Source organism: Cellulomonas sp. P4_H4, from assembly GCF_056400865.1.
Genome location: NZ_JBFUKL010000001.1, coordinates 382,414 through 402,847 on the forward strand (window position 1 = coordinate 382,414; position 20,434 = coordinate 402,847).

The window sequence follows — 20,434 nt, forward strand, 5'->3', positions numbered from 1 at the left end:
GTGTGAGACGATGAGGCAGTGGCCCCCCGCGCAGACGGACGTCTGAACCACGACCTCCTCCCCAACGAAAAAGGCCCCCAGGACGCTTGTGGCGTCTTCGGTGTCTGGGCTCCTGGCGAGGAAGTCGCCAAGCTCACGTACTTCGGGCTCTACGCCCTGCAGCACCGCGGCCAGGAGTCGGCGGGCATCGCCACCTCCAACGGCCAGCAGCTGCTCGTCTACAAGGACATGGGCCTCGTCTCCCAGGTGTTCGACGAGACCGCGCTGAACGCCCTCCAGGGGCACATCGCGATCGGGCACGCCCGGTACTCGACGACCGGCGGCAGCACGTGGGAGAACGCGCAGCCGACGCTCGGACCCACGTCCGCCGGCACCGTCGCCCTCGGCCACAACGGCAACCTGACCAACACCGCCGAGCTGGTGGACCTCGTCGCCGAGCGCTACGGCAGCCAGCGCCGCGGCGAGCTCGCCCGCGGCAACACCACCGACACGGCACTGATCACGGCGCTGCTGGCGGGGGACCCCGACCACACGCTCGAGGCGACCGCGCTCGAGGTGCTCCCGCGTCTGCGCGGCGCGTTCAGCCTGGTCTTCATGGACGAGCACACGCTCTACGCCGCGCGCGACCCGCAGGGTGTCCGCCCTCTGGTGCTCGGCCGCCTGGAGCGCGGCTGGGTCGTGGCCAGCGAGACGCCTGCGCTCGACATCGTCGGCGCCTCGTTCGTCCGTGAGATCGACCCCGGCGAGTTCATCGCGATCGACTCCGACGGCCTGCGCAGCACCAAGTTCGCGACGCCGGACCGCGCCGGCTGCGTCTTCGAGTACGTCTACCTCGCACGCCCCGACACGACGATCGCCGGCCGTTCCGTGCACGCCGCGCGCGTGGCCATGGGCCGCCGCCTGGCGGTCGAGCACCCGGTCGAGGCCGACCTCGTCATCCCCGTCCCCGAGTCGGGCACGCCCGCGGCCGTCGGTTACGCCGCCGCGTCGGGCATCCCGTTCGGGCAGGGCCTGACCAAGAACGCCTACGTGGGCCGCACGTTCATCCAGCCGTCGCAGACGCTGCGCCAGCTGGGCATCCGGCTCAAGCTCAACCCGCTGCGCGAGGTCATCCGCGGCAAGCGCCTGGTGGTCGTCGACGACTCGATCGTCCGTGGCAACACCCAGCGCGCCCTCATCCGCATGCTGCGCGAGGCCGGTGCTGCCGAGGTGCACGTGCGGATCAGCTCCCCGCCCGTCAAGTGGCCGTGCTTCTACGGCATCGACTTCGCCTCCCGTGCGGAGCTCATCGCCAACGGCCTGTCTCCCGACGAGATCGCGGCCTCCCTCGGCGCGGACTCCCTCGGCTACATCTCCCCGGAGGGCATGATCGCCGCCACCGAGCAGCCCGCGTCGCAGCTGTGCGCCGCCTGCTTCACGGGTCAGTACCCGATCGAGCTGCCCGCGGCCGACCGCATGGGCAAGTACCTGCTCGAGCAGAGCGAGCTCCCGCTCGGTGCTCCCGAGGACGGTCTGCTGTCCATCGTCCCTGGCGCGGGCGGCGGCACCGCCCTGGACCACCCGTGAGCGGCGCGCAGGTCACCTACGCCGGTGCCGGGGTCGACACCGAGGCGGGTGACAAGGCCGTCGAGCTCATGAAGGACGCGGTTCGCGCGACGCACGGACCGCAGGTGCTCGGTGGGGTCGGCGGCTTCGCCGGGCTCTTCGACGCCAGCGCGCTGCTGACCTACCGCAAGCCGCTGCTGGCCACCTCGACCGACGGCGTCGGCACCAAGGTCGCGATCGCGCAGGCCCTCGACATCCACGACACCATCGGGTTCGACCTGGTCGGCATGGTCGTCGACGACATCGTCGTGGTCGGTGCCAAGCCGCTGTTCATGACCGACTACATCGCGTGCGGCCGCGTGGTGCCCGAGCGCATCGCCGGCATCGTGCGCGGCATCGCCGCAGCGTGCTCGGTGGCCGGGACGGCTCTCGTCGGAGGCGAGACCGCCGAGCACCCGGGCCTGCTCGGTCCCGACGAGTACGACGTGGCCGGCGCCGCGACCGGCGTGGTCGAGGCCGACCAGCTGCTCGGCCCGGAGCGCGTGCGGTCCGGAGACGTCCTCGTGGCGCTGGGGTCCAGCGGCCTGCACTCGAACGGCTACTCGCTCGTCCGCAAGGTCGTCCACGTGGCCGGCTGGCAGCTCGACCGGCACGTCGACGAGCTTGGACGCACCCTGGGCGAGGAGCTCCTGGAGCCCACCCGCGTCTACGCGAGCGACTGCCTGGCCCTCGTCGAGCGGGCCGGCGCGGACCAGCTGCACGCGTACAGCCATGTCACCGGCGGTGGGCTCGCGTCGAACGTCGCGCGTGTCCTGCCCCAGGGGCTCGTCGCGGACATCGACCGCGGCGGCTGGCAGCTGCCGCCCGTCTTCTCGCTCGTGCAGCGACTCGGTCAGGTCCCCTGGACGGATCTCGAGGGCACGCTGAACCTCGGCGTGGGCATGGTGGCGATCGTCGCGCCGGACGCGGTCGATGCCGTCCTGGCGCACGCGCGCGAGCTCGGGATGACCGCCTGGACGCTGGGTGCCGTGCGCGACGCGGATGCGTCGAAGGACGTCGTGGGCGCCCCAGGCTTCGTCGCCGGCACCAAGGGTGTGCACGGCGGTGCAGTCCAGCTCACGGGCTCCTACCGCGCCTGACGTCGCGGCGAAGCGCGCGAGCGTGCTGCCAGGGTTCCGGACGCGCCCGGTCGACGACCGGATGGTCGCGGCCGGCACGTGAACGCGAGCACGGCGCGCGAGACGCAGCGGCGCCGGGCGGGGTCGCCTGATCGCGCCCAACCGCAGCTAGACGCGATGGCTCACGCCCGCGACTAAGGGCGGAACGCCGCCCCGAGCGTGCCCGAGCATGCCAACGACGACGGCGTGCACCGATGCCTGATCACGGCACCGACCTCGTGACGGGACGCCTGATCAGGTCCGGACCGACGTCCCGCACCGTCGTCGCACGACGACGGACGCCGCGAAGTACCCAACGAGAGACGCCCTCGACGCGCTCTGATCGAGCGAGTCGAGGACGGTCGTCTGCGCTACCGCGACGTCAAGCCCCTACCGCGTTCAACGATCGTCGTCCGACCAACGGCGGTAGTCGTCGTTGTCGTCGTCAGAGTCGGTTTCCACAACCGCGCGAGGGCGGTTGTCGGTCACGACATCGTTGTGGCCGTGCGACGTGAGCTCTTGTTCGAGAGCTCGGTAGTTGGTCTCCGGGCTGAAGTACTTCAGCTCCCGGGCCACCTTCGTCTGCTTAGCCTTCTGACGGCCGCGCCCCATGGCATCGACCCCCTCTTACGTGGATGCGGGGCGGCTCCGTGCAAGACACGTGCGGCCCCGGGGTGCTGAATTTCGTCTCTTCGTGGGGCAACCGTACATGCTCCTCGCGTATTCCGACCACTTGCACCCGGGCGATAAGCATCACGTGCCCGGGTCGTCCTGATTGCCGTCCCTCGTCCGACAGAGGGCCGAGGGGGCGTCGATCCCGGACGCGCGTCCATGTAGCGCGGCGATGTTCGAGCGTGTCGGGTGGTTTGCCCCTTTGGTCGGGTTTATTCTTGCCTGACGGCCTGGGGGGAGGTCGTACGCAGGGTGCATGAGGGTGCTGTGAAGATCCGTTGCGGGGTCACTACCCAGCGGTGCGGTATCTGTGGCTTTGATGCATGCTGGGGGAGATGTCCTGCTATGCGCACCCGTGGGTGCGTGGAGCTGATGAAGCTGGACCACAACATCACGTCGCACCGAACAGGCCCGGCACCCGACGCCGTCGGGGCCGAGGACGCACGCTCGCCAGGAGGCAGCTGATGAACGCACACGCAGCAGAGTCCGAGACCCTGCTCACCCCGTCCGAGGTCGCCACGCTCTTCCGTGTGGACCCGAAGACCGTGACCCGTTGGGCAAAGGCCGGGAAGCTGTCGTCCATCCGCACCCTGGGTGGGCACCGCCGGTACCGCGAGTCCGAGGTCCGCGACCTGCTCAACGGCATCCCGCAGCAGCGTCCCGCGGACGGCTGAGGCACGACGCCTGAGGCACCCGTCCCGTCGTGCCGGGCGGGTGGTCGGAGTGTGCGCGTACAGCAACGAGGCTGAGCGCGAACGAGGTTGAGCGCGCCGGGCCACGAGCCCGGTCACCGAAGCGGCTCAGCCTGAAGCCCATGCTCATCCACGCAGGGGCGTCGGATCAGTCCTCGCCTCGACGAGCGGCCACCACGACGACGAGCCCGACGAACGCCAGAGCTCCTGCGACGACGCTCCCGAGCACCGTCAGTGCCCTCTTGCGGGCCGCGGGCTCCCCGTCCTGCCCCATCGCGTCGGACCAGAGCTGACGGGCGCTCTCGAGCGCGCGTCCGGCCTGTGCGCGCGGGTCCAGCCTGGCCGCGAGCTCGTCGACGGTAGCTGCCAGCTGCGCCCGGGTCGCGGTGATGTCGGCCTCGATGGCCACCATCTGCGGTGTGCTGAACGGGACTACCGGCTTGGCCGGCTGGTCGGTCGTCTCTTCGCTCATGAGCGGATCCCCGTCTTGATCGCGTCGATGTCTTCCTGCACGGTCTCGATGGCTCGGATGGTCGACGGCGGTGTGCCCTTCTTGATGCTCCGGATGCCGATCAGCGCGAGCACCGCGACGATGAGCAGCAGGAGCACGGTGACGATCAGGGCCGCGAGCCAGAGGTCGACGACGAGGGCCAGCGCGATGATGGCCGTCGCGATCGCCGCCGCCAGGAAGTAGAGCGCCAGCAACCCAGCGGCCGCGAGCAGCCCGGCGCCGATGCCGATCTTCTGCGCACGACCGGCGAGCTCAGCCTTGAACAGCTCGATCTCGGCGCGGACGAGCCTGGCGCCCGTCTCGCTGATCTCGCTGACGAGCTGGCCCAGGGTTCGCTCGTCACCTGGGGGTCCCGACTGGGTGGTCATGGCGCAACCTCTCGCTCTGGTGACTCCTGGAGGTACAAGTGTGCTGGTCGCGGCACCGCCACGCGAGAGGTGCGGTCGTCAGTCTTCCCAGGGGTGGACCTGCTCCTCGGCCGGATGGGTCGGTTCGTGCACCCGGACGACCGAGATGGGCGGCCCGCTCGGCAGGTGCCGGCGACCCCATGCGGCTGCCCCGGCACCGACCAGCACGAGCGCCACGCCGATGATCAGGGCGGCCAGCCATGGGTCGACGGCGTGCGACAGACCGAGCACGGCAGCAGTCACGAAGAGCGCGAGCCCGAAGAACGTCACCAGAGCGGCGATCCCGAACGCGATCGCCGACGGGCGGACCTCGACGGCGCGAGCGCGGACGCTGATGGTGACCGCGTTGATCTCGGCCTGGACCGCTTCGCGGACGTGGTCCTCCACCTGCTCGAACTTCTCGCGCGCCTTGTCCGCGAACGGTTCGGTGAGACGGTCGAAGAACCGACGGGGCCGGTCAGGCCGGTCGGTCTCGGGTGTGCTGGTCATGTGGGGCTCCTTCAGCTGGGTCGGCTGCTGCCCAGCGTAGGACGCGCGGGGTATATCTCCTGGTCACGCCTCGGCGATACAACGAGGTTGGGTCCAACGCGTCATCGCGGGCACGGCCACGGCGGTGGCGGGCAGCGTCTCGCAGAAGCAGGCCGCAGGCCAGCAGCAGGCCGCCGACGCACAGGCTGCGCAGCAGCAACAGGCGGCGGAGCAGGCAGCCGCTCAAGCGGCCGCCCAGCAGGCGCAGTACGCCCCGCCTCCCGTCGCCGCAGCTCCTGAGGGGGACGTCATCGCCCAGCTCACCAAGCTCGGTGAGCTCAAGGCTGCCGGCATCCTGACGGAGGCGGAGTTCACGATCGCGAAGGCCAAGCTGCTCGGCTGACGGGGTGTGCGCGACCTCAGCACGACGAAGCCCCACTCTGGTCAGACCGGGTGGGGCTTTCGTGCGTCGCCCAGCTCCTCTGGGCAAGAGAAACGCCGCAGGCCTGTGGCCTGCGGCGTCTACCGGTGATTGAGCTGTGGTGGCTCCGACGGGCGTCGATCCCGTGACCTCACGATTTTCAGTCGTGCGCTCTACCAACTGAGCTACAGAGCCTTGAAACGACAACGCCGGTCCGTGGACCGGCGAATCGAGCGACCCCGACGGGACTTGAACCCGCGACCTCCGCCGTGACAGGGCGGCGCGCTAACCAACTGCGCTACGGGGCCTTGGTGAGGCAAGGCCTTACTGCTGAACTGCTCCTGCTGCACTGCTTGTACTGCACGTACCCCCAACGGGATTCGAACCCGTGCTACCGCCGTGAAAGGGCGGGGTCCTAGGCCGCTAGACGATGGGGGCATGTCCAACCCCTGACGTCGAGGCGTCGGAAGACCGGTGATGAGCATACGGGGTCATCGGCCCGAACTCCAAAGCGGCCCTCGGCGACGGTCGCCGGACCGCTCCTGCCTGCGCAGATGCCTGCGGCGATGCCTGCGAAGATGGAGCCATGGTCGAGATGACGCGCGCCGAGTTCGAGGATGCGGTGCGTGACGCGCTCGACGAGATCCCGGACGAGCTCGCCGCGATGATGGACAACGTCGTGGTGCTCGTGGAGGACTCGCCACCGGCCGACGAGCCCGATCTGCTCGGCCTCTACGAGGGCACGCCGTTGACCGAGCGCGGAGACTTCTGGGCGACGGGGTCGCTGCCCGACCGCATCACGATCTTCCGCCTGCCGACGCTGAGCTTCTGCGACGACCGGGACGACGTGGTCGAAGAGGTCGCCGTCACCGTCGTGCACGAGATCGCGCACCACTTCGGCATCGACGACGACCGTCTGCACGCCCTCGGTTGGGGCTGAGCTCGGTGGGCCACGGGCACGGCCACGACCACTCGACCGCCGCGCAGGCTCACCGGGGCCGACTCGTGGTCGTGCTCGTCCTGACGCTCGTCGTTCTCGTGGTCGAGGTGGTCGGCGGGATCGTCTCGGGGTCGTTCGCGCTGGTCGCGGACGCGGGGCACATGCTCACCGACGCCGCGGGGGTCGGGCTGGCGCTCGGAGCGACCGCGCTGGCCGCACGTCCCGCGACCGCCGCCCGGACGTTCGGGTGGCAGCGCGCCGAGATCTTGGCCGCCCTGGTGAACGGGCTGGTCATCGGGGTCGTCGGGGTGCTCGTGATCGTCGGCGGTGTGCGTCGGCTCCTGGACCCTGCCCCTGTCGAGGCGGGTCTGATGCTCGCCGTGGCGTGCGTCGGCCTCGTCGCCAATGCCGTGGGCCTCGCCCTGCTGCAGCGGGGGCAGGGGGAGTCGCTGACCGTCCGCGGCGCCTACCTCGAGGTGCTCGGGGACCTGCTCGGATCCGTGGCGGTGGTCGCGGCCGCCGTCGTGGTGATGGCGACGGGCTACCTGCGTGCCGACGGGATCGCGTCGGTGCTGATCGGGCTGATGATCGTGCCGCGGGCCGTCGGACTGCTGCGCGACGTCGGCGCTGTGCTGCTGGAGGCGACCCCGCGGGGCGTCGACCTGGACGCGATCCGGTCGCACATCTGCGGCGTGCCCGGCGTGCTCGGCGTCCACGACCTGCACGCGTGGACCATCACGTCCGGGGTCCTCGTCCTCTCGGCGCACGTCGAGGTGCCCGACGAGCTGCTGGCCCGCGGGGAGGCCGGCCGCGTGCTCGACGACCTGCGGCACTGCCTGTCCGGCCACTTCGACGTCGCGCACTGCACGTTCCAGCTGGAGCCTCCCTCGACCAGCCTCGAGGAGCGCCACTCCCACGCGTGACCAGCCCTCTGGCACGTCTAGGGTCGGGGCATGGTTGCTGTGGGGATCGCGATCCTGCCCGAGGAGCGGTGGGCCACCGGACAGGCGAAGTGGCGCCAGGCCGAGGAGTGGGGGTTCGACCACGCGTGGACGTACGACCACCTCGCGTGGCGCACGCTCGTCGACGGTCCGTGGTTCGCGACCGTCCCGCTGCTCGCCGCGGCCGCAGCGGTCACGTCGCGGATCGGGCTGGGGACGTTCGTCGCGTCTCCGAACTTCCGGCACCCGGTGCCGTTCGCCAAGGACGTGCTCGGTCTCGACGACATCAGCGGCGGGCGGTTCCTGCTCGGGGTCGGAGCCGGCGGGGAGGGGCTCGACTCGTGGGTGGCGGGCGACCCGATCAGCCGCGGTGAGCGGACGCGGCGGTTCGAGGAGTTCGTCAGACTGCTCGACACCTTGCTGACCAGACCCGTCACGCAGCACCAGGGGGAGTTCTACCGGGCGGACGGTGCTCGCATGATCCCCGGGACGCTGGCCCGACCTCGTACGCCCTTCGTCGTCGCCGCGAACGGTCCGCGGACCATGGCGCTCGCCGCGCGCTACGGGCAGGGGTGGGTCACGTACGGGCAGACGTTCCTGTCGTCGGGGGAGGTCGACCTCGACACCGAGCAGGCGCAGTGGTGGGAGGGCTTGGCGACGATGCAGGAACGCGTCGACGAGGCCGTCGAGGCGCACCGGCCGGAGGGTCTGCCGCCGCTGCGCCGCTACCTGAGCCTGGACGGGGCGCCGATCTTCTCGATGCAGTCGGCCGAGCGGGTCGTCGAAGGCGTCGAACGTGCGGCCGCCCTCGGGTTCACCGACGTGATCGTCCACTGGCCCCGCGACCACGGCGTCTACGCGGGCTCGCCCAAGGTCCTCGAGGCTCTCGTCGCGAAGCTGCCCGCGCTCCAGGCGCTGGAGGTCCCCGCGCGGCTGTGAAGGAAGGTCAGTGGGCCTGGCGGGCCGACCAGGCGCTCGTGACCATGTCGAGCAGCGAGTGGCGCATCTGCCAGTCGAGGTCCCGGGCGGCGAGCTCGCCGGAGGCGACGATGCGGGCCGGGTCGCCCGGACGGCGTGCGGCGAGCTCCGGTTCGAACGCGATGCCCGTGGCCTGCGCCACGGCCGTCATGATCTCGCGCACCGAGACCCCGTCGCCAGAGCCGAGGTTGTACACCGGCTCGAGCGAGGTGCCCGCGGCGAGCGCCTGGGCAGCCGTGACGTGCGACGCCGCGAGGTCGGCGACGTGCAGGTAGTCCCGGACGCACGTGCCGTCCGGCGTCGGGTAGTCGGTGCCGTTGATGCGCGGCGTGCGGCCGGCGGACAGGGCGTCGAGGACCAGTGGGAAGAGGTTGTGCGGGCTCGTGTCGTAGAGGTCGTCCGTCGCCGAGCCGACGACGTTGAAGTACCGCAGCGACGTGTGCCGCAGGCTCGTGGCGCGGGCCTGGTCGGCGAGCAGCCACTCGCCGATGAGCTTGGACTCGCCGTACGGGGACTCCGGGTGCGTCGCGGTGCCCTCAGTGACGAGGTCCACGTCGGGCGTGCCGTAGACGGCGGCCGACGAGGAGAACACGATCGCGTCGACGCCCTGCGAGGCCATGGCCTCGAGCAGGTGCACGGTGCCGGTGACGTTCTGCTCGTACGTGTGCAGCGGTCGGGTGACCGAGACGCCGGCGTACTTGAACCCGGCCAGGTGCACGACACCGACGATCCCGTGCTGGCTCAGCGTGTCCGCGACCAGGTCCGTGTCGAGGATCGAGCCGACGACGAGCGGCACGTCGTCGGGGACGAACTCCTTGTGCCCGCTCGACAGGTCGTCGAGGACGACGGTGCTGAGCCCGACCTGCCCGAACGCGCGAACCACGTGGGACCCGATGTACCCGGCACCGCCGGTGACCAGCCATGTCATGGGAACGAGCGTACCGAGGTGACGCGAAAAGCCGCAGAGATGACCACGGATCGAGATGGAATTTGTTCGTTCATGTGTATCGCTGTGCGTTTCAGCTGTCCAGAGAGCTTCGATGCACGTGGCTGCATCCAGGCAGGCAGCTCGTCCGGAAGTGCGGGTGACACCCGTTGCACTGGCGAGCCTGTGAATGCTCAGTAGCCTGAGCATCTCAAGTGCGGGCGCCCGGCACAGGCACCACGGCCGAGAGGACGAGATGCACGGCAAGACCACTGCCCTGCGCGACACCGCCACCGCAGTCGCAGCCGCCCCCGACCCGGCCGGCCCGCTCGCTCTCCTCGCGGGCGACGTCGAGAGCGTGATGGCGCGGACCGCGAACGTGCTGGCCGCCTTCGTCGACGAGCGCGCCCGGCTGGCCGCCGGGCGTGGCGACGTCGCGATGCGCCTGTGGATCGACCTCGCGGGGGTCGTCGGCGGCAAGCTCATGCGTCCGAGGCTCGCGGTCGCGGCGTACCTGGGTCTCGGCGGTGACGACCCCGCTGCCGTCGCTCCCGTCGCGGCTGCTGTCGAGGTGCTCCACACGGCGATGCTCGTGCACGACGACCTGCTCGATCACGACGAGCTTCGCCGCGGGCGACCGAACGTCGCCGGGGCGATGCGGGCACGCCTGGCCGGGCGGGGCCTGGACGCTCGGACCGTCGAGGACCAGGTGCTGGCGGCGGGGCTGCTCGCGGGCGACCTCGCGATCGCGGCGGCGTTCTCCCTCGTCGCGAGCGCTCCGACCGACCCACAGGCCCGGCTGCAGATCATCGAGCGGCTCGCGGACGGCATCGAGACGACCGTCGTCGGCGAGCTCCTGGACGTCACCGCGGCGCTCGCTGCCCCGCGGGACGTGGACGCGCTCGCGGTCGCGGAGCTCAAGACCGCCGCCTACTCGGGCAGTCTCCCGCTCGTGGTGGGCGGGATCCTGGCGGGTGCCGACGACGACGTCCTCGCTGCTCTGAGCGCCGTCGGGTCCGCGCTCGGCATCGCGTTCCAGCTGGCCGACGACGATCTCGGCGTGTTCGGTGACCCCGAGGTCACGGGCAAGTCGGTCCTGTCGGACCTGCGCGAGGGCAAGCGCACAGAGCTCTTGCGGCGCACGTACGCGCTCGCGTCCGACGAGGGCCGCGCGGTCCTCGACCGGTTCGTCGGCGACGCGGACCTGGACGAGGACGCAGCGGCCCGAGTTCGGGCGGTGATGCGGGAGAGTGGGGCGGTCGACGCCGTCCGGGACCTCACGCGGCAGACCGGGTTGCGGGCGCGCGGGCTCGCGGTGGCGACGCTGCCCGAACCGCTGGGAGGCTACCTGGTGGGCGTCGTGGACGATCTCGTCGGACGGGGCCACTGAGTGACGGAGGACAGCGTGGGGCAGCAGCGGGACCGGGCACTGCGGCTCTACGACGTGACCGCCGCGCGCACGAGCGCCGGGGTGCTGGCGGCGTACTCGACGAGCTTCGGGCTGGGCACGCGGCTGCTCGGCCGACGCTCGCAGCAGGACATCCGAGCCGTGTACGCCCTCGTCCGGCTCGCCGACGAGGTCGTCGACACGTATCGCGGCGCGGACGCAGGTGCCGAGCTCGACGAGCTCGAGGCGCAGACGCACCGCGCGCTGCGCACGGGGTACTCGACGAACCTCGTCGTGCACGCGTTCGCCCGGACCGCCCGTCGTGTGGGCATCACGGAGGCGGAGACGGTGCCGTTCTTCGCGTCGATGCGTGCCGACCTGACCGTGCACACCCACGACCGCGCGAGCTACGAGGCGTACGTCTACGGCTCGGCCGAGGTGGTCGGGCTGATGTGCGTGCGCGCGTTCCTCAACGAGTCCCGCGTCACGGGGGACCCCGTGGTCGAGCCGTCACCGACGCAGGTGGCGGGCGCTCGGGCGCTCGGGGCGGCCTTCCAGAAGATCAACTTCCTGCGGGACCTGGCCGAAGACAACGGCGAGCTCGACCGCACGTACTTCCCGGGCACGACACCCGGGAACGTGACCCCGGAGCAGCTCGGCGAGATCCTCGACGAGATCAACGCCGACGTGGCCGTGGCGCGCGCCGCACTGCCCGAGCTGCCGTCGCGCGCACGGTACGCGGTCGCCGCGACGCTCGCGCTCTACCAGCGGCTCCTCGACGACATCGCGCAGTGCACCCCCGCGGAGATCCTCGAACGCCGTATCCGGCTGTCGGCCCCGACGAAGCTCCGGGTCGTCGGCGAGGCCGTCGTCGTGCAGGCGCGGGCGGCCCGGCTCGCGCAGGACCGGGCGGCCGGGCTCGCGCAGGACCGGGCGGACCGGTGAGCGGACGAGTCGTCGTGGTCGGCGGGGGGATCGCCGGCCTCATGACCGCGGCCCTGCTGGCGCGCGGAGGTGCCGATGTGACCCTGCTCGAGCAGCACCACCGCGTCGGTGGGCGGATGGGGACGTGGGAGGTCGACGGGTTCCGGTTCGACACCGGACCGTCGTGGTACTTCATGCCCGAGGTGTTCGAGCACGCGTTCGCACTGCTCGGCGAGCGGATCGAGGACCACGTCGAGCTCGAACGGCTCGATCCTGCCTACCGGCTGTTCCCGGAGCCGGGTTCGATCGACGAGCGGTCGTTCGACGTCGTGCAGGACGCGTCCGCGAACTGGAAGACGTTCGACGCGTTCGAGGCGGGCGCGGGCGACGCGATCCGGCAGTACACCGAGGCGTCGACGCAGGCATACCGAGACGCGCTGGACCAGTTCCTGTACACGACGTTCGCCCGACCCGCCCGGGTGCTGAACGCCGACACGGTTCGCCGCTCCCGCACGCTGGTCGATCTGCTCTCCCACACGCTCGCCGAGCGGATCGAACGGACGGTCGACCACCCGGTCCTGCGGCAGGTGCTCGGCTACCACGCGGTCTTCCTCGGGAGCTCCCCGTACCGGGTGCCCGCGCTCTACTCGCTCATGAGCCACCTGGACCTGGTCGACGGCGTACGTTTCCCGAGCGGTGGGATGTACACGATCATCGAGGCTCTCGAACATCTGGCGATCCGCGAGGGCGTGCGCATCCGCACCGGCGTCGTGGTGGAGTCGATCGACGTCGTCGACAAACCCTCCGTCCTACGTCCCCGCAGGTCAGGAACTGCCCAGGGTGTCCGGCTCGCCGACGGCACGTTCGTACCCGCGGACGTCGTCGTCTCCGCCGCCGACCGTCACCACACCGAGACGGCCCTGCTCGACCCGGCTCACAGCGACCTGCCCGAGAAGTCCTGGGACCGCAAGGGCCCCGGCATCTCCGCGTTGCTGATCATGGCGGGCGTCCGCGGGGAGCTGCCCGAGCTCGCGCACCACTCGCTGTTCTTCACGCGCGACTGGCCGAGGAACTTCGAGGACATCCTCGGCACGGACAGGTCGTCCTCGCGGACGAGCGTCCCCGAGGTCGCCTCCCTGTACGTCTCGCGCACCACGGCCACCGACAAGACCGCGGCGCCCGAGGGTCACGAGAACCTCTTCGTGCTCGTTCCGTTCCCCGCCGACACGTCGATCACGGACCTGGACGTGCACGCCGACCGGTACCTCGACCAGATCGGCAGCTGGGCGGGCATCCCGGACCTGCGTGAGCGCGTGGTCACACGACGGGTCGTCGGCCCCGCGGACTTCGCGACCGACCTCCACGCGTGGCGCGGGACGGCGCTCGGCATGGAGCACACGCTGCGGCAGAGCGCGATGTTCCGGCCCGGCGACGTGTCCACGCGCGTCCCCAACCTGTTGCACGCGGGCGGTGGGACGATCCCCGGTGTGGGACTGCCGATGTGCCTGATCAGCGCCGAGCTCGTCGTCAAGCGGATTCTCGGTGAGACGTCCACGCGTCCGCTGCCCGCCCCGTTGCGGCCGGGGTTCCTCGCCTCCGCGCGGCCGCGTGGTGTGTGGAGCGCCGTCAACCGATGAGCTTCGCGTACCTGGGTGCCCTGATCCTCTCGCTGGGTGGCCTCGCCGTCCTCGACCGCCGCTTCCGGCTGGCCTTCTGGGCGGACCCTCGACGCGCTGGGCTGTCCGTCGGCATCGGAGTCGCCGGGTTCCTGCTGTGGGACCTCGCCGGACTCGGGCTGGGCATCTTCGCGCGCGGGGACTCCCCGCACATGACCGGGCTCCTGCTCGCGCCGGAGCTGCCGGTGGAAGAGGCCTTCTTCCTGGCGCTGCTCTGCTACACGGCACTCCTCGCGTGGCGGTGGTTCGACAGGAGCGCCGCGCTGCGGGACGAGGGCCGACGGGCGGTCCGGGACCGCCGCGACGAGGCAGGTGAGCCGTGACCAACATCGCCCTCAACGTGGTCGTCCTGGCCGTTCTCGGTGCAGTCTCGTGGCCGGTGCTGCGGCATGGGCGGACGATGCCGGTCGTGTGGACCGTGGTGCACCTGTGCGTGCTCACCGCCGTGTTCGACACGATCATGATCGACGCCGGCCTGTACGTCTTCGACCCGGACAAGATCTTGGGCTGGTACATCTGGGGCGCCCCGCTCGAGGACTTCGCCTACGCGATCGCCGCCGGTGTCGGCATGCCGGTGCTCTGGACCGTCCTCGGACGACGGAAGCGGGGCGACGAGTGAGGGAGGTCCTCGCCGCGTCGCGACCGTTCTCCTGGATCAACACGGCGTACCCGTTCGCGGCGGGCTACCTGCTGGCCACGGGTGGGCGGGTGGATGCCCTGTTGGTCGTCGGGACCCTGTTCTTCCTGATCCCGTACAACCTGCTGATGTACGGCATCAACGACGTCTTCGACTACGCCTCGGACCTCCGCAACCCGCGCAAGGGCGGGATCGAGGGCGGCCTCGTGCCGCCGGAGCGCGCCCGGTCGGTGCACCGGCGGATCCTGTGGTCGTGCGTGCTGCTCAACGCTCCGTTCGTGGCCTACCTGGCGGTGAACGGGTCGCTCAGCGCGAACGTCGTGCTCGCACTGGTCCTCTTCCTCGTCGTCGCGTACTCGGCCCCGGTGCTGCGGTTCAAGGAGCGGCCGGTGCTGGACTCGTTCACGTCCGCGATGCATTTCGTCGGTCCCCTGCTCTACGCGTTGGTGCTGGTCGGAGCGTCCCTGACGACGAGGACGACGTGGCCGGTGCTCGTCGCGTTCGTGCTGTGGGGCATGGCGTCCCACGCGTTCGGGGCGGTGCAGGACGTGCGCGCGGACCGCGAAGGGGGCATCGCGTCCGTCGCCACGGCGCTCGGCGCGCACGCGACCGTCGTGGCCGCGACGGTCCTCTACCTGCTCGCCGCGGTGGTGCTCCTCCTGGTTCCGTGGCCCGGCGTGCTCGCGGCCGTCCTGCCGATCCCGTACGCGGTCAGCACCGCGCAGTTCTGGTCCGTGCGCGACGACGACTGCGAGCGTGCGAACGCCGGCTGGCGTCGGTTCCTGTGGCTCAACCTGGTCACCGGGTTCCTCGTGACCATGCTGCTGATCGTGATCGCCCGCGTGCCGTGACATTCCTGAGCCGCTGACCTGCCGCTCTGGCTAGAGTGCGCGCCATGGCGAACCTCTCCGCGCACGACTGGTCGATCTTTCTGGTGATCGTCGGGCTGCGGCTGGTGGTCCCGCTGTTCATCCCGCGGTTCCCGCTTCCGGCGCTCCTGGCCTGCCTCGTGATCGACGGCATCGACCAGACGCTCTTCGCGACGTTCACCGACCTGCCGCTGGACAACTACCAGTCCTACGACAAGGCGCTCGACATCTACTACCTGACGGTCGCGTACCTGTCGGTGATGCGGAACTGGCGCAACCCGTTCGCGCTCGGGGTCGCCGCCGCACTCTGGTACTACCGGCTGGTCGGCGTGCTCGCCTTCGAGATCACCGGCGAGCGGTGGCTGCTGATGCTGTTCCCGAACACCTTCGAGTACTTCGTCATCGCGATCGAGGTGGTGCGCACGCGCTGGGACGCGGGGCGCCTGTCGAACAAGGCGTTCGTCTGGACGGCTGCCCTCATCTGGGTGTTCGTGAAGCTTCCGCAGGAGTGGTGGATCCACGTCGCGCAGCTCGACTTCACCGACGAGTTCAAGACGAAGATCCTCGGGATCCCCGCCGACGCTCCCTGGTCGCAGGCCTGGACCGACAGCCCCGGCGTCGTGATCGGGCTCGCCGTCCTGATCGTGGCGCTCGTGGTCCTCGGCTGGCGCCTGGCCAAGCGGCTGCCGTCGGCCGACTGGCCCTTCACGGTCGACGCCGACGTCATCGCGCAGCGGGTCGGCTGGGCCCCTCGCGGGCCGGTCGCGGTGGCTCCCCGTGGCACCGGCCACGTGCTCGAGAAGATCGCACTGGCCGGCCTCGTGACGCTCATCCTGTTCGAGTCCTGGCCCCTGCTCGACGCCCGCCTCTCGCAGGTCCTGCTCGTCGTCACCGCGACGGTGCTCGCGTTCGCCGGACTGGCCGTGTGGCGCTCCCGCACCGGTCGGACGGGCGCGGCGCACCTGGGCGTCCAGGTCGCGATCAACACCGTGGTCAGCGTCGCGGCGATGCTGCTCTTCGCGGCGCTCGCCAGCCGCGGGGCGTCGGACCTGTCCGTCGGTGACGTCCTGCTGTTCGCCTACGTCGTCGCCCTGATCGTCACGCTGTACGACCGCTACTCCGCCCGCCGCGAGGCCAGCCTCCCCGCACCGGAGCCCGAGCTCGTCACGGCCTGACGACGCACGGCGAAGCGGCTCGCACCGCTCCGCCGCGCGACGGCTGGGTCGATCAGTCGGCTGCCCGAAGGCTCCGCCACGCCTCACGCCGGGCTGCCTGCTCGACCGGGTCAGGGACCGGGAGGGACGCCAGCAGCCGCTGCGTGTAGGCGTGCCGCGGCGCACCCAGCACCTCGTCGCCGGTGCCCTCCTCGACCAGGACCCCGTTGTGCAGGACGGCGATCCGGTGGGCGAGCAGGTCGACGACCGCGAGGTCGTGGCTGATGAACAGGCACGCGAACCCGAGCTCGGCCTGCAAGCGCGCGAACAGGTCGAGCACCCGAGCCTGGACCGAGACGTCCAGGGCCGAGGTCGGCTCGTCGGCGATCAGCAGCTCCGGGTCCAGGGCGAGCGCACGGGCCAGGCTGGCGCGCTGGCGCTGACCACCCGAGAGCTCGTGCGGGAAGCGGTCCCCGAACGCCTTCGGGAGCTGCACCGCCTCCATCAGGTCGTCCACCCGGCCGCGAGCCTCGTGCGGGTTCGGCGCGAGCCCGTGCACGACCAGCGGCTCGGCGACGCACTGCGCGATGGTGAGCAGCGGGTTGAAGCTGGTGGCAGGGTCCTGGAACACGAACCCGATCCGCCGCCTGATCGGCCGGAACGTCCGCTCCTTGACGCCCAGCATCTCGACGCCGAGCACCTTCAACGAGCCGTCGCTGACCGGCGTGAGACCGGCGATCGCGCGGCCGATCGTCGTCTTGCCGCTCCCGGACTCGCCCACGAGACCGAGTACCTCGCCGGGCCGGATCTCGAACGAGACCCCGTCGACGGCCGTGAAGTCGGGCTGCCGGAAGCGACCGCGGTAGACGATCCGCAGGTCCTGCGCCGCCACGACGGGCGTGGCCGACGGGTCGACCTCGATCGTCTCGAAGGCCGCGTCCTCGTCCGAGACGATGATCCGGTCCCGGAAGCGCCGCCCGCCGAGGCGCGGCACGGCGTCGAGCAGCGCGCGCGTGTACTCGTGCTGCGGCGACGCGAAGAGCGTGTGCACGTCGGCCTGCTCGACGATCTCGCCCTTGTACATGACCGCGACGGTGTCGGCGAGGTCCGCGACGACGCCCATGTTGTGCGTGATCAGGACGACGGCCGCGCCGAACTCCTGCGGGATCAGGCGCAGGAGCTCGAGGATCTCGGCCTGCACTGTGACGTCGAGGGCGGTGGTGGGCTCGTCGGCGATGATCAGGCCCGGGTCGAGCGAGATCGCCTGGGCGATGACGATGCGTTGCTTCTGCCCGCCCGAGAACTGGTGCGGGTAGTGGTCGACGCGGTGCTCGGGGTCGGGGATGCCGACCCGCCGCAGGATGTCGATCGCCTTCTCGCGGGCGTCGGCCTTGGACATCTGCGTGTGGGCCCGCAGGCCCTCGGCGATCTGCCAGCCGACCGTGTAGACGGGGTTCAGGACCGTGGACGGCTCCTGGAACACCATCGCCGCGTCGCGCCCACGGATGTCGCGCAGGTCCTTGCCGCGCAAGGTCGTGACGTCGTGCGTGTCCGACCCGTCCTTGCGGTTCAGCAGCACGGCGCCGCTGGTCAGTGCGGTCTCCGGCAGCAGGCCGAGGATCGAGCGCGCCGTGACGGTCTTGCCCGAACCGGACTCGCCGACGATCGCGAGCACCTCGCCTGACCTGACCTGGAGCGACGCTCCCGAGACCGCGCGGACGGTGCCCGCATCGGTCGCGAACGAGATGTGCAGGTTCTGGATGTCGACGACGACGTTCCGGTCGTCCTGGGTCGCGGCGGTCACGAGCGGCCCCCTTCCTCGTCGTCGTGCGGTCGGGAGAGGAGCTCGTCGTCGGTCGGCCCGGCGAACAGCTCGTCGGCCGTGCCCTCCAGCAGGTCCAGACCGTCGATGCCCTCGGCGCCGGCGCTCAGCACGCCGCCCGGCACCACGGTCACGGCACCCACGGCGCCGGCGGCCTGCGCAGCCGCGCGCCGGGTGCGAAGACGGGGGTCGGCGAGGTCGTTCAGGGACTCACCGACGAGCGTCACGCCGAGGACGGAGAGCGCGATCGCGAGCCCCGGGTACAGCGCGGTCCACCAGATCCCGCTCGTCACGTCGGACAGCGACTTGTTGAGGTCGTACCCCCAGTCGGCCGCGACCGTCGGCTCGATGCCGAACCCGAGGAACCCGAGCGCCGCGAGCGTCAGCACGGCCTCGGAGCAGTTGAGCGTCAGGATCAGCGGCAGGGTCCGGGTCGAGTTGCGCAGCACGTGGCGCGTCATGATCCGCGGGTGGCTGGCACCGATGACGCGCGCCGACTCGACGAACGCCTCGGACTTGATCCGCACGGTCTCGGCCCGGATGACCCGGAAGTACTGCGGGATGAACACGACGGTGATCGAGAGGGCCGCCGCGAGGATGCCGCCCCGCAGGGAGGACTGGCCGCCGCTGATCACGATGGCCGCGACGATGGCGAGCAGAAGGGACGGGAAGGCGTAGATGGCGTCCGCGACGACGACGAGCGTGCGGTCCACCCACCCGCCGAAGTAGCCGGACAGCAGGCCGGCGGTGACGCCGATGAGGATCGAGAGCACGACGGCGGCGACCATGACGAGCAGGGCCGGTCGGGCGCCCCAGAGGCACCGGGACAGCACGTCGTAGCCCGCCACGGTGGTCCCGAACCAGTGCTCGGAGGACGGGGGCTGCTGCGAGCCGAACAGGGTGTCGCCCACGCGGATCTGCGCGAAACCGTACGGGGCGAGCCAGGGCGCGAAGATCGCCGTGATCACGTAGATGCCGACGAGCACGAGCCCGCCGACGAGCATGGTGCGCTGGAGCCCGACGCTGCTGCGCACCTGGTGGACGACGGGCAGGCGCTTCCACAGGGAGGGACGCGTGGGGGCGAGGTTGGTAGTCATGTCAGAACCTGATCCGGGGGTCGACGAGCGCCGCGATGATGTCGACGAGGAAGTTGGTCAGGGCCACGATCACTGCGAGCAGGACGACCATGCCCTGCACCGCCACGAAGTCGCGCGCCAGCACGTACTGGATCAGCTGGAAGCCGAGGCCCTTCCACTCGAAGGTCGTCTCGGTCAGGACGGCGCCGCTGAGCAGGAGGGCGACCTGCAGCCCGATGACCGTGATGATCGGCACGAGGGCCGGACGCCAGGCGTGCTTGCGCAGCAGGCGCCTCTCGTTGACGCCGCGTGACCGCGCGGCCTCGACGTACCCGGTGTTCAGGGTGCCGATGACGTTCGTGCGGACGAGCCGCAGGAAGATCCCGCCGGTGAGCAGGCCGAGCGCGATCGCCGGGAGGACCGCGTGCTCGAGCACGTCGCGCAGGATCTGCGGGTCGCCGGTGCTGATGGCGTCGATCGTGTAGAAGCCGGTCTGCAGGCCTTCGTGCTGCATCGCGATCTCGGACCCGGTGGAGGCGCGTCCCGCCACAGGCAGCCAGTCCAGCCAGACGGAGAAGACGAGCTTGAGCAGGATGCCGATGAAGAACACGGGCGTCGCGTAGGCGAGGACCGCGCCGATGCGCAGGCCCGCGTCGGGTGCCTTGTCCCGGCGTGACGCGGCGTACCGGCCGAGCGGGATGCCGATGAGGAAAGCGACGATCAGCGCGTAGAACGCGAGCTCGAATGTCGCCGGGCCGTAGGTGGTGAGCACCTCGGTCACAGGCCGGTTGTCCGAGATGGTGTTGCCGAAGTCGCCCCGCACGATGTGGCTCATGTACTCGATGTACTGGGTGAACAGCGGGCGGTCGTAGCCGGCCGCATGCACCCGCTCAGCCAGCTGGTCGGCCGGCAGTCGCCCTCCGAGCGCGGCGGTGATCGGGTCGCCCGTGGTCCGCATCAGCAGGAAGACCGTCGTCACGAGGATGAAGATCGTGGGGAAGATCAGCAGGAAGCGCACGAGCAGGTAACGGCCGAGGCCACCACCGCCCTGCCTCTTGCGTTGCGCGTCCGGCGCGGGGGAGGGCTGGCCGGGCGCGACGCCCGTGGGGGCTCCCGTGATGGTCGAGGTCATGTTTCCTGCCTTGCTCTGGTGCGCTCGTGTGCCAGGTGTGCGGCGGTGCACGACCGACCGGGCGCCCGGCGCGCATGCGCCAGACACCCGGTCGGTCGTT

Annotated in this window: 22 protein-coding genes and 3 tRNA genes; 14 read left to right on the plus strand and 11 right to left on the minus strand. The window is 70.8% G+C overall.

Annotation, left to right across the window (positions count from 1 at the left end; all coding sequences use genetic code 11):
- Positions 1-18: 18 nt before the first annotated feature.
- The gene (gene purF, locus AC1DPN_RS01980) at positions 19-1,566 is read left to right on the plus strand and encodes an amidophosphoribosyltransferase (RefSeq protein WP_477083041.1); all 1,548 of its coding nucleotides are present in this window, start codon (positions 19-21) and stop codon (positions 1,564-1,566) included.
- Positions 1,563-2,684 (plus strand): phosphoribosylformylglycinamidine cyclo-ligase, encoded by a 1,122-nt coding sequence (gene purM / locus AC1DPN_RS01985; protein WP_477083042.1) that lies wholly within the window; start codon positions 1,563-1,565, stop codon positions 2,682-2,684. Before purF ends, purM begins: the two co-directional genes overlap by 4 nt.
- 417 nt (positions 2,685-3,101) lie before the next feature.
- Here the strand turns inward: purM and AC1DPN_RS01990 are convergent, their stop codons facing one another.
- Positions 3,102-3,314 (minus strand): DUF3073 domain-containing protein, encoded by a 213-nt coding sequence (locus AC1DPN_RS01990; protein WP_477083043.1) that lies wholly within the window; start codon positions 3,312-3,314, stop codon positions 3,102-3,104.
- A gap of 524 nt (positions 3,315-3,838) precedes the next feature.
- Between AC1DPN_RS01990 and AC1DPN_RS01995 the strand changes: the two genes are divergently transcribed.
- Positions 3,839-4,048, plus strand: coding sequence for a BldC family transcriptional regulator (locus tag AC1DPN_RS01995; protein WP_477083044.1), 210 nt, complete (start codon positions 3,839-3,841; stop codon positions 4,046-4,048).
- Between the two features lie 166 nt (positions 4,049-4,214).
- Here AC1DPN_RS01995 and AC1DPN_RS02000 read toward each other — a convergent pair whose 3' ends face one another.
- The 3 genes from AC1DPN_RS02000 to AC1DPN_RS02010 form a co-directional block, all read right to left on the minus strand.
- Positions 4,215-4,538, minus strand: a complete 324-nt coding sequence (locus tag AC1DPN_RS02000) for a DUF3618 domain-containing protein (RefSeq protein WP_477083045.1) — start codon at positions 4,536-4,538, stop codon at positions 4,215-4,217.
- On the minus strand, positions 4,535-4,945 hold the full coding sequence (locus tag AC1DPN_RS02005) for a phage holin family protein (RefSeq protein WP_477083046.1): 411 nt from the start codon (positions 4,943-4,945) through the stop codon (positions 4,535-4,537). The genes AC1DPN_RS02000 and AC1DPN_RS02005 overlap by 4 nt, the downstream gene beginning before the upstream one ends.
- A 78-nt stretch (positions 4,946-5,023) precedes the next feature.
- Positions 5,024-5,473 (minus strand): phage holin family protein, encoded by a 450-nt coding sequence (locus AC1DPN_RS02010; RefSeq protein ID WP_477083047.1) that lies wholly within the window; start codon positions 5,471-5,473, stop codon positions 5,024-5,026.
- A 124-nt stretch (positions 5,474-5,597) separates the two neighbouring features.
- Between AC1DPN_RS02010 and AC1DPN_RS02015 the strand changes: the two genes are divergently transcribed.
- Entirely contained in the window at positions 5,598-5,855 is a 258-nt protein-coding gene (locus AC1DPN_RS02015; RefSeq protein WP_477083048.1) for an SHOCT domain-containing protein, read from the plus strand.
- Positions 5,856-5,992: 137 nt separating this feature from the next.
- Here the strand turns inward: AC1DPN_RS02015 and AC1DPN_RS02020 are convergent.
- From AC1DPN_RS02020 to AC1DPN_RS02030, 3 genes are all read right to left on the minus strand, one after another.
- Positions 5,993-6,068, minus strand: a tRNA-Phe gene (locus AC1DPN_RS02020).
- A gap of 39 nt (positions 6,069-6,107) precedes the next feature.
- Positions 6,108-6,181 (minus strand) — tRNA-Asp (locus tag AC1DPN_RS02025).
- Positions 6,182-6,238: 57 nt separating this feature from the next.
- Positions 6,239-6,311, minus strand: a tRNA-Glu gene (locus tag AC1DPN_RS02030).
- A gap of 148 nt (positions 6,312-6,459) precedes the next feature.
- Here AC1DPN_RS02030 and AC1DPN_RS02035 point away from each other — a divergent pair.
- The 3 genes from AC1DPN_RS02035 to AC1DPN_RS02045 are packed head-to-tail and all read left to right on the plus strand — an operon-like array spanning position 6,460 to position 8,693.
- Complete coding sequence (locus AC1DPN_RS02035; RefSeq protein WP_477083049.1) at positions 6,460-6,813, plus strand: metallopeptidase family protein; 354 nt, start codon at positions 6,460-6,462, stop codon at positions 6,811-6,813.
- Between the two features lie 5 nt (positions 6,814-6,818).
- On the plus strand, positions 6,819-7,736 hold the full coding sequence (locus AC1DPN_RS02040; RefSeq protein ID WP_477083050.1) for a cation diffusion facilitator family transporter: 918 nt from the start codon (positions 6,819-6,821) through the stop codon (positions 7,734-7,736).
- 30 nt (positions 7,737-7,766) lie between these two features.
- Complete coding sequence (locus AC1DPN_RS02045) at positions 7,767-8,693, plus strand: LLM class flavin-dependent oxidoreductase (protein ID WP_477083051.1); 927 nt, start codon at positions 7,767-7,769, stop codon at positions 8,691-8,693.
- Between the two features lie 7 nt (positions 8,694-8,700).
- On the opposite strand, the gene galE is transcribed toward AC1DPN_RS02045, so the two are convergent.
- Positions 8,701-9,660, minus strand: a complete 960-nt coding sequence (gene galE, locus AC1DPN_RS02050; protein ID WP_477083052.1) for a UDP-glucose 4-epimerase GalE — start codon at positions 9,658-9,660, stop codon at positions 8,701-8,703.
- 253 nt (positions 9,661-9,913) lie between these two features.
- Between galE and AC1DPN_RS02055 the strand changes: the two genes are divergently transcribed.
- The 7 genes from AC1DPN_RS02055 to AC1DPN_RS02085 are packed head-to-tail and all read left to right on the plus strand — an operon-like array spanning position 9,914 to position 16,325.
- Positions 9,914-11,047 (plus strand): polyprenyl synthetase family protein, encoded by a 1,134-nt coding sequence (locus AC1DPN_RS02055; RefSeq protein WP_477083053.1) that lies wholly within the window; start codon positions 9,914-9,916, stop codon positions 11,045-11,047.
- Positions 11,048-11,062: 15 nt separating this feature from the next.
- Positions 11,063-11,989, plus strand: coding sequence for a phytoene/squalene synthase family protein (locus AC1DPN_RS02060; RefSeq protein WP_477083054.1), 927 nt, complete (start codon positions 11,063-11,065; stop codon positions 11,987-11,989).
- Positions 11,990-12,030: 41 nt separating this feature from the next.
- Positions 12,031-13,605, plus strand: a complete 1,575-nt coding sequence (gene crtI, locus AC1DPN_RS02065) for a phytoene desaturase family protein (RefSeq protein ID WP_477083837.1) — start codon at positions 12,031-12,033, stop codon at positions 13,603-13,605.
- Positions 13,602-13,967 (plus strand): lycopene cyclase domain-containing protein, encoded by a 366-nt coding sequence (locus AC1DPN_RS02070; RefSeq protein WP_477083055.1) that lies wholly within the window; start codon positions 13,602-13,604, stop codon positions 13,965-13,967. Before crtI ends, AC1DPN_RS02070 begins: the two co-directional genes overlap by 4 nt.
- The gene (locus AC1DPN_RS02075; RefSeq protein WP_477083056.1) at positions 13,964-14,263 is read left to right on the plus strand and encodes a lycopene cyclase domain-containing protein; all 300 of its coding nucleotides are present in this window, start codon (positions 13,964-13,966) and stop codon (positions 14,261-14,263) included. Before AC1DPN_RS02070 ends, AC1DPN_RS02075 begins: the two co-directional genes overlap by 4 nt.
- The gene (locus tag AC1DPN_RS02080; protein ID WP_477083057.1) at positions 14,260-15,132 is read left to right on the plus strand and encodes a prenyltransferase; all 873 of its coding nucleotides are present in this window, start codon (positions 14,260-14,262) and stop codon (positions 15,130-15,132) included. The genes AC1DPN_RS02075 and AC1DPN_RS02080 overlap by 4 nt, the downstream gene beginning before the upstream one ends.
- A gap of 44 nt (positions 15,133-15,176) precedes the next feature.
- Entirely contained in the window at positions 15,177-16,325 is a 1,149-nt protein-coding gene (locus tag AC1DPN_RS02085; RefSeq protein ID WP_477083058.1) for a hypothetical protein, read from the plus strand.
- 52 nt (positions 16,326-16,377) lie between these two features.
- Here the strand turns inward: AC1DPN_RS02085 and AC1DPN_RS02090 are convergent, their stop codons facing one another.
- The 3 genes from AC1DPN_RS02090 to AC1DPN_RS02100 are packed head-to-tail and all read right to left on the minus strand — an operon-like array spanning position 16,378 to position 20,334.
- Positions 16,378-18,108: a dipeptide ABC transporter ATP-binding protein gene (locus AC1DPN_RS02090; protein ID WP_477083059.1), complete on the minus strand. Its 1,731-nt coding sequence runs from the start codon at positions 18,106-18,108 to the stop codon at positions 16,378-16,380.
- A complete protein-coding gene (locus tag AC1DPN_RS02095) occupies positions 18,105-19,223 on the minus strand; it encodes an ABC transporter permease (RefSeq protein ID WP_477083060.1) in 1,119 nt (372 codons plus the stop codon). Before AC1DPN_RS02095 ends, AC1DPN_RS02090 begins: the two co-directional genes overlap by 4 nt.
- A 1-nt stretch (position 19,224) precedes the next feature.
- On the minus strand, positions 19,225-20,334 hold the full coding sequence (locus AC1DPN_RS02100; protein ID WP_477083061.1) for an ABC transporter permease: 1,110 nt from the start codon (positions 20,332-20,334) through the stop codon (positions 19,225-19,227).
- Positions 20,335-20,434 lie beyond the last annotated feature (100 nt).

Bases quoted from the DNA above. Each gene is read 5' to 3' on its own strand.
- AC1DPN_RS01990 (WP_477083043.1), bottom strand. From the start codon at position 3,314: ATGGGGCGCGGCCGTCAGAAGGCTAAGCAGACGAAGGTGGCCCGGGAG.
- AC1DPN_RS01995 (WP_477083044.1), top strand. From the start codon at position 3,839: ATGAACGCACACGCAGCAGAGTCCGAGACCCTGCTCACCCCGTCCGAG.
- AC1DPN_RS02000 (WP_477083045.1), bottom strand. From the start codon at position 4,538: ATGAGCGAAGAGACGACCGACCAGCCGGCCAAGCCGGTAGTCCCGTTC.
- AC1DPN_RS02005 (WP_477083046.1), bottom strand. From the start codon at position 4,945: ATGACCACCCAGTCGGGACCCCCAGGTGACGAGCGAACCCTGGGCCAG.
- AC1DPN_RS02010 (WP_477083047.1), bottom strand. From the start codon at position 5,473: ATGACCAGCACACCCGAGACCGACCGGCCTGACCGGCCCCGTCGGTTC.
- AC1DPN_RS02035 (WP_477083049.1), top strand. From the start codon at position 6,460: ATGGTCGAGATGACGCGCGCCGAGTTCGAGGATGCGGTGCGTGACGCG.
- AC1DPN_RS02045 (WP_477083051.1), top strand. From the start codon at position 7,767: ATGGTTGCTGTGGGGATCGCGATCCTGCCCGAGGAGCGGTGGGCCACC.
- galE (WP_477083052.1), bottom strand. From the start codon at position 9,660: ATGACATGGCTGGTCACCGGCGGTGCCGGGTACATCGGGTCCCACGTG.
- AC1DPN_RS02055 (WP_477083053.1), top strand. From the start codon at position 9,914: ATGCACGGCAAGACCACTGCCCTGCGCGACACCGCCACCGCAGTCGCA.
- crtI (WP_477083837.1), top strand. From the start codon at position 12,031: ATGACCGCGGCCCTGCTGGCGCGCGGAGGTGCCGATGTGACCCTGCTC.
- AC1DPN_RS02070 (WP_477083055.1), top strand. From the start codon at position 13,602: ATGAGCTTCGCGTACCTGGGTGCCCTGATCCTCTCGCTGGGTGGCCTC.
- AC1DPN_RS02085 (WP_477083058.1), top strand. From the start codon at position 15,177: ATGGCGAACCTCTCCGCGCACGACTGGTCGATCTTTCTGGTGATCGTC.
- AC1DPN_RS02095 (WP_477083060.1), bottom strand. From the start codon at position 19,223: ATGACTACCAACCTCGCCCCCACGCGTCCCTCCCTGTGGAAGCGCCTG.
- AC1DPN_RS02100 (WP_477083061.1), bottom strand. From the start codon at position 20,334: ATGACCTCGACCATCACGGGAGCCCCCACGGGCGTCGCGCCCGGCCAG.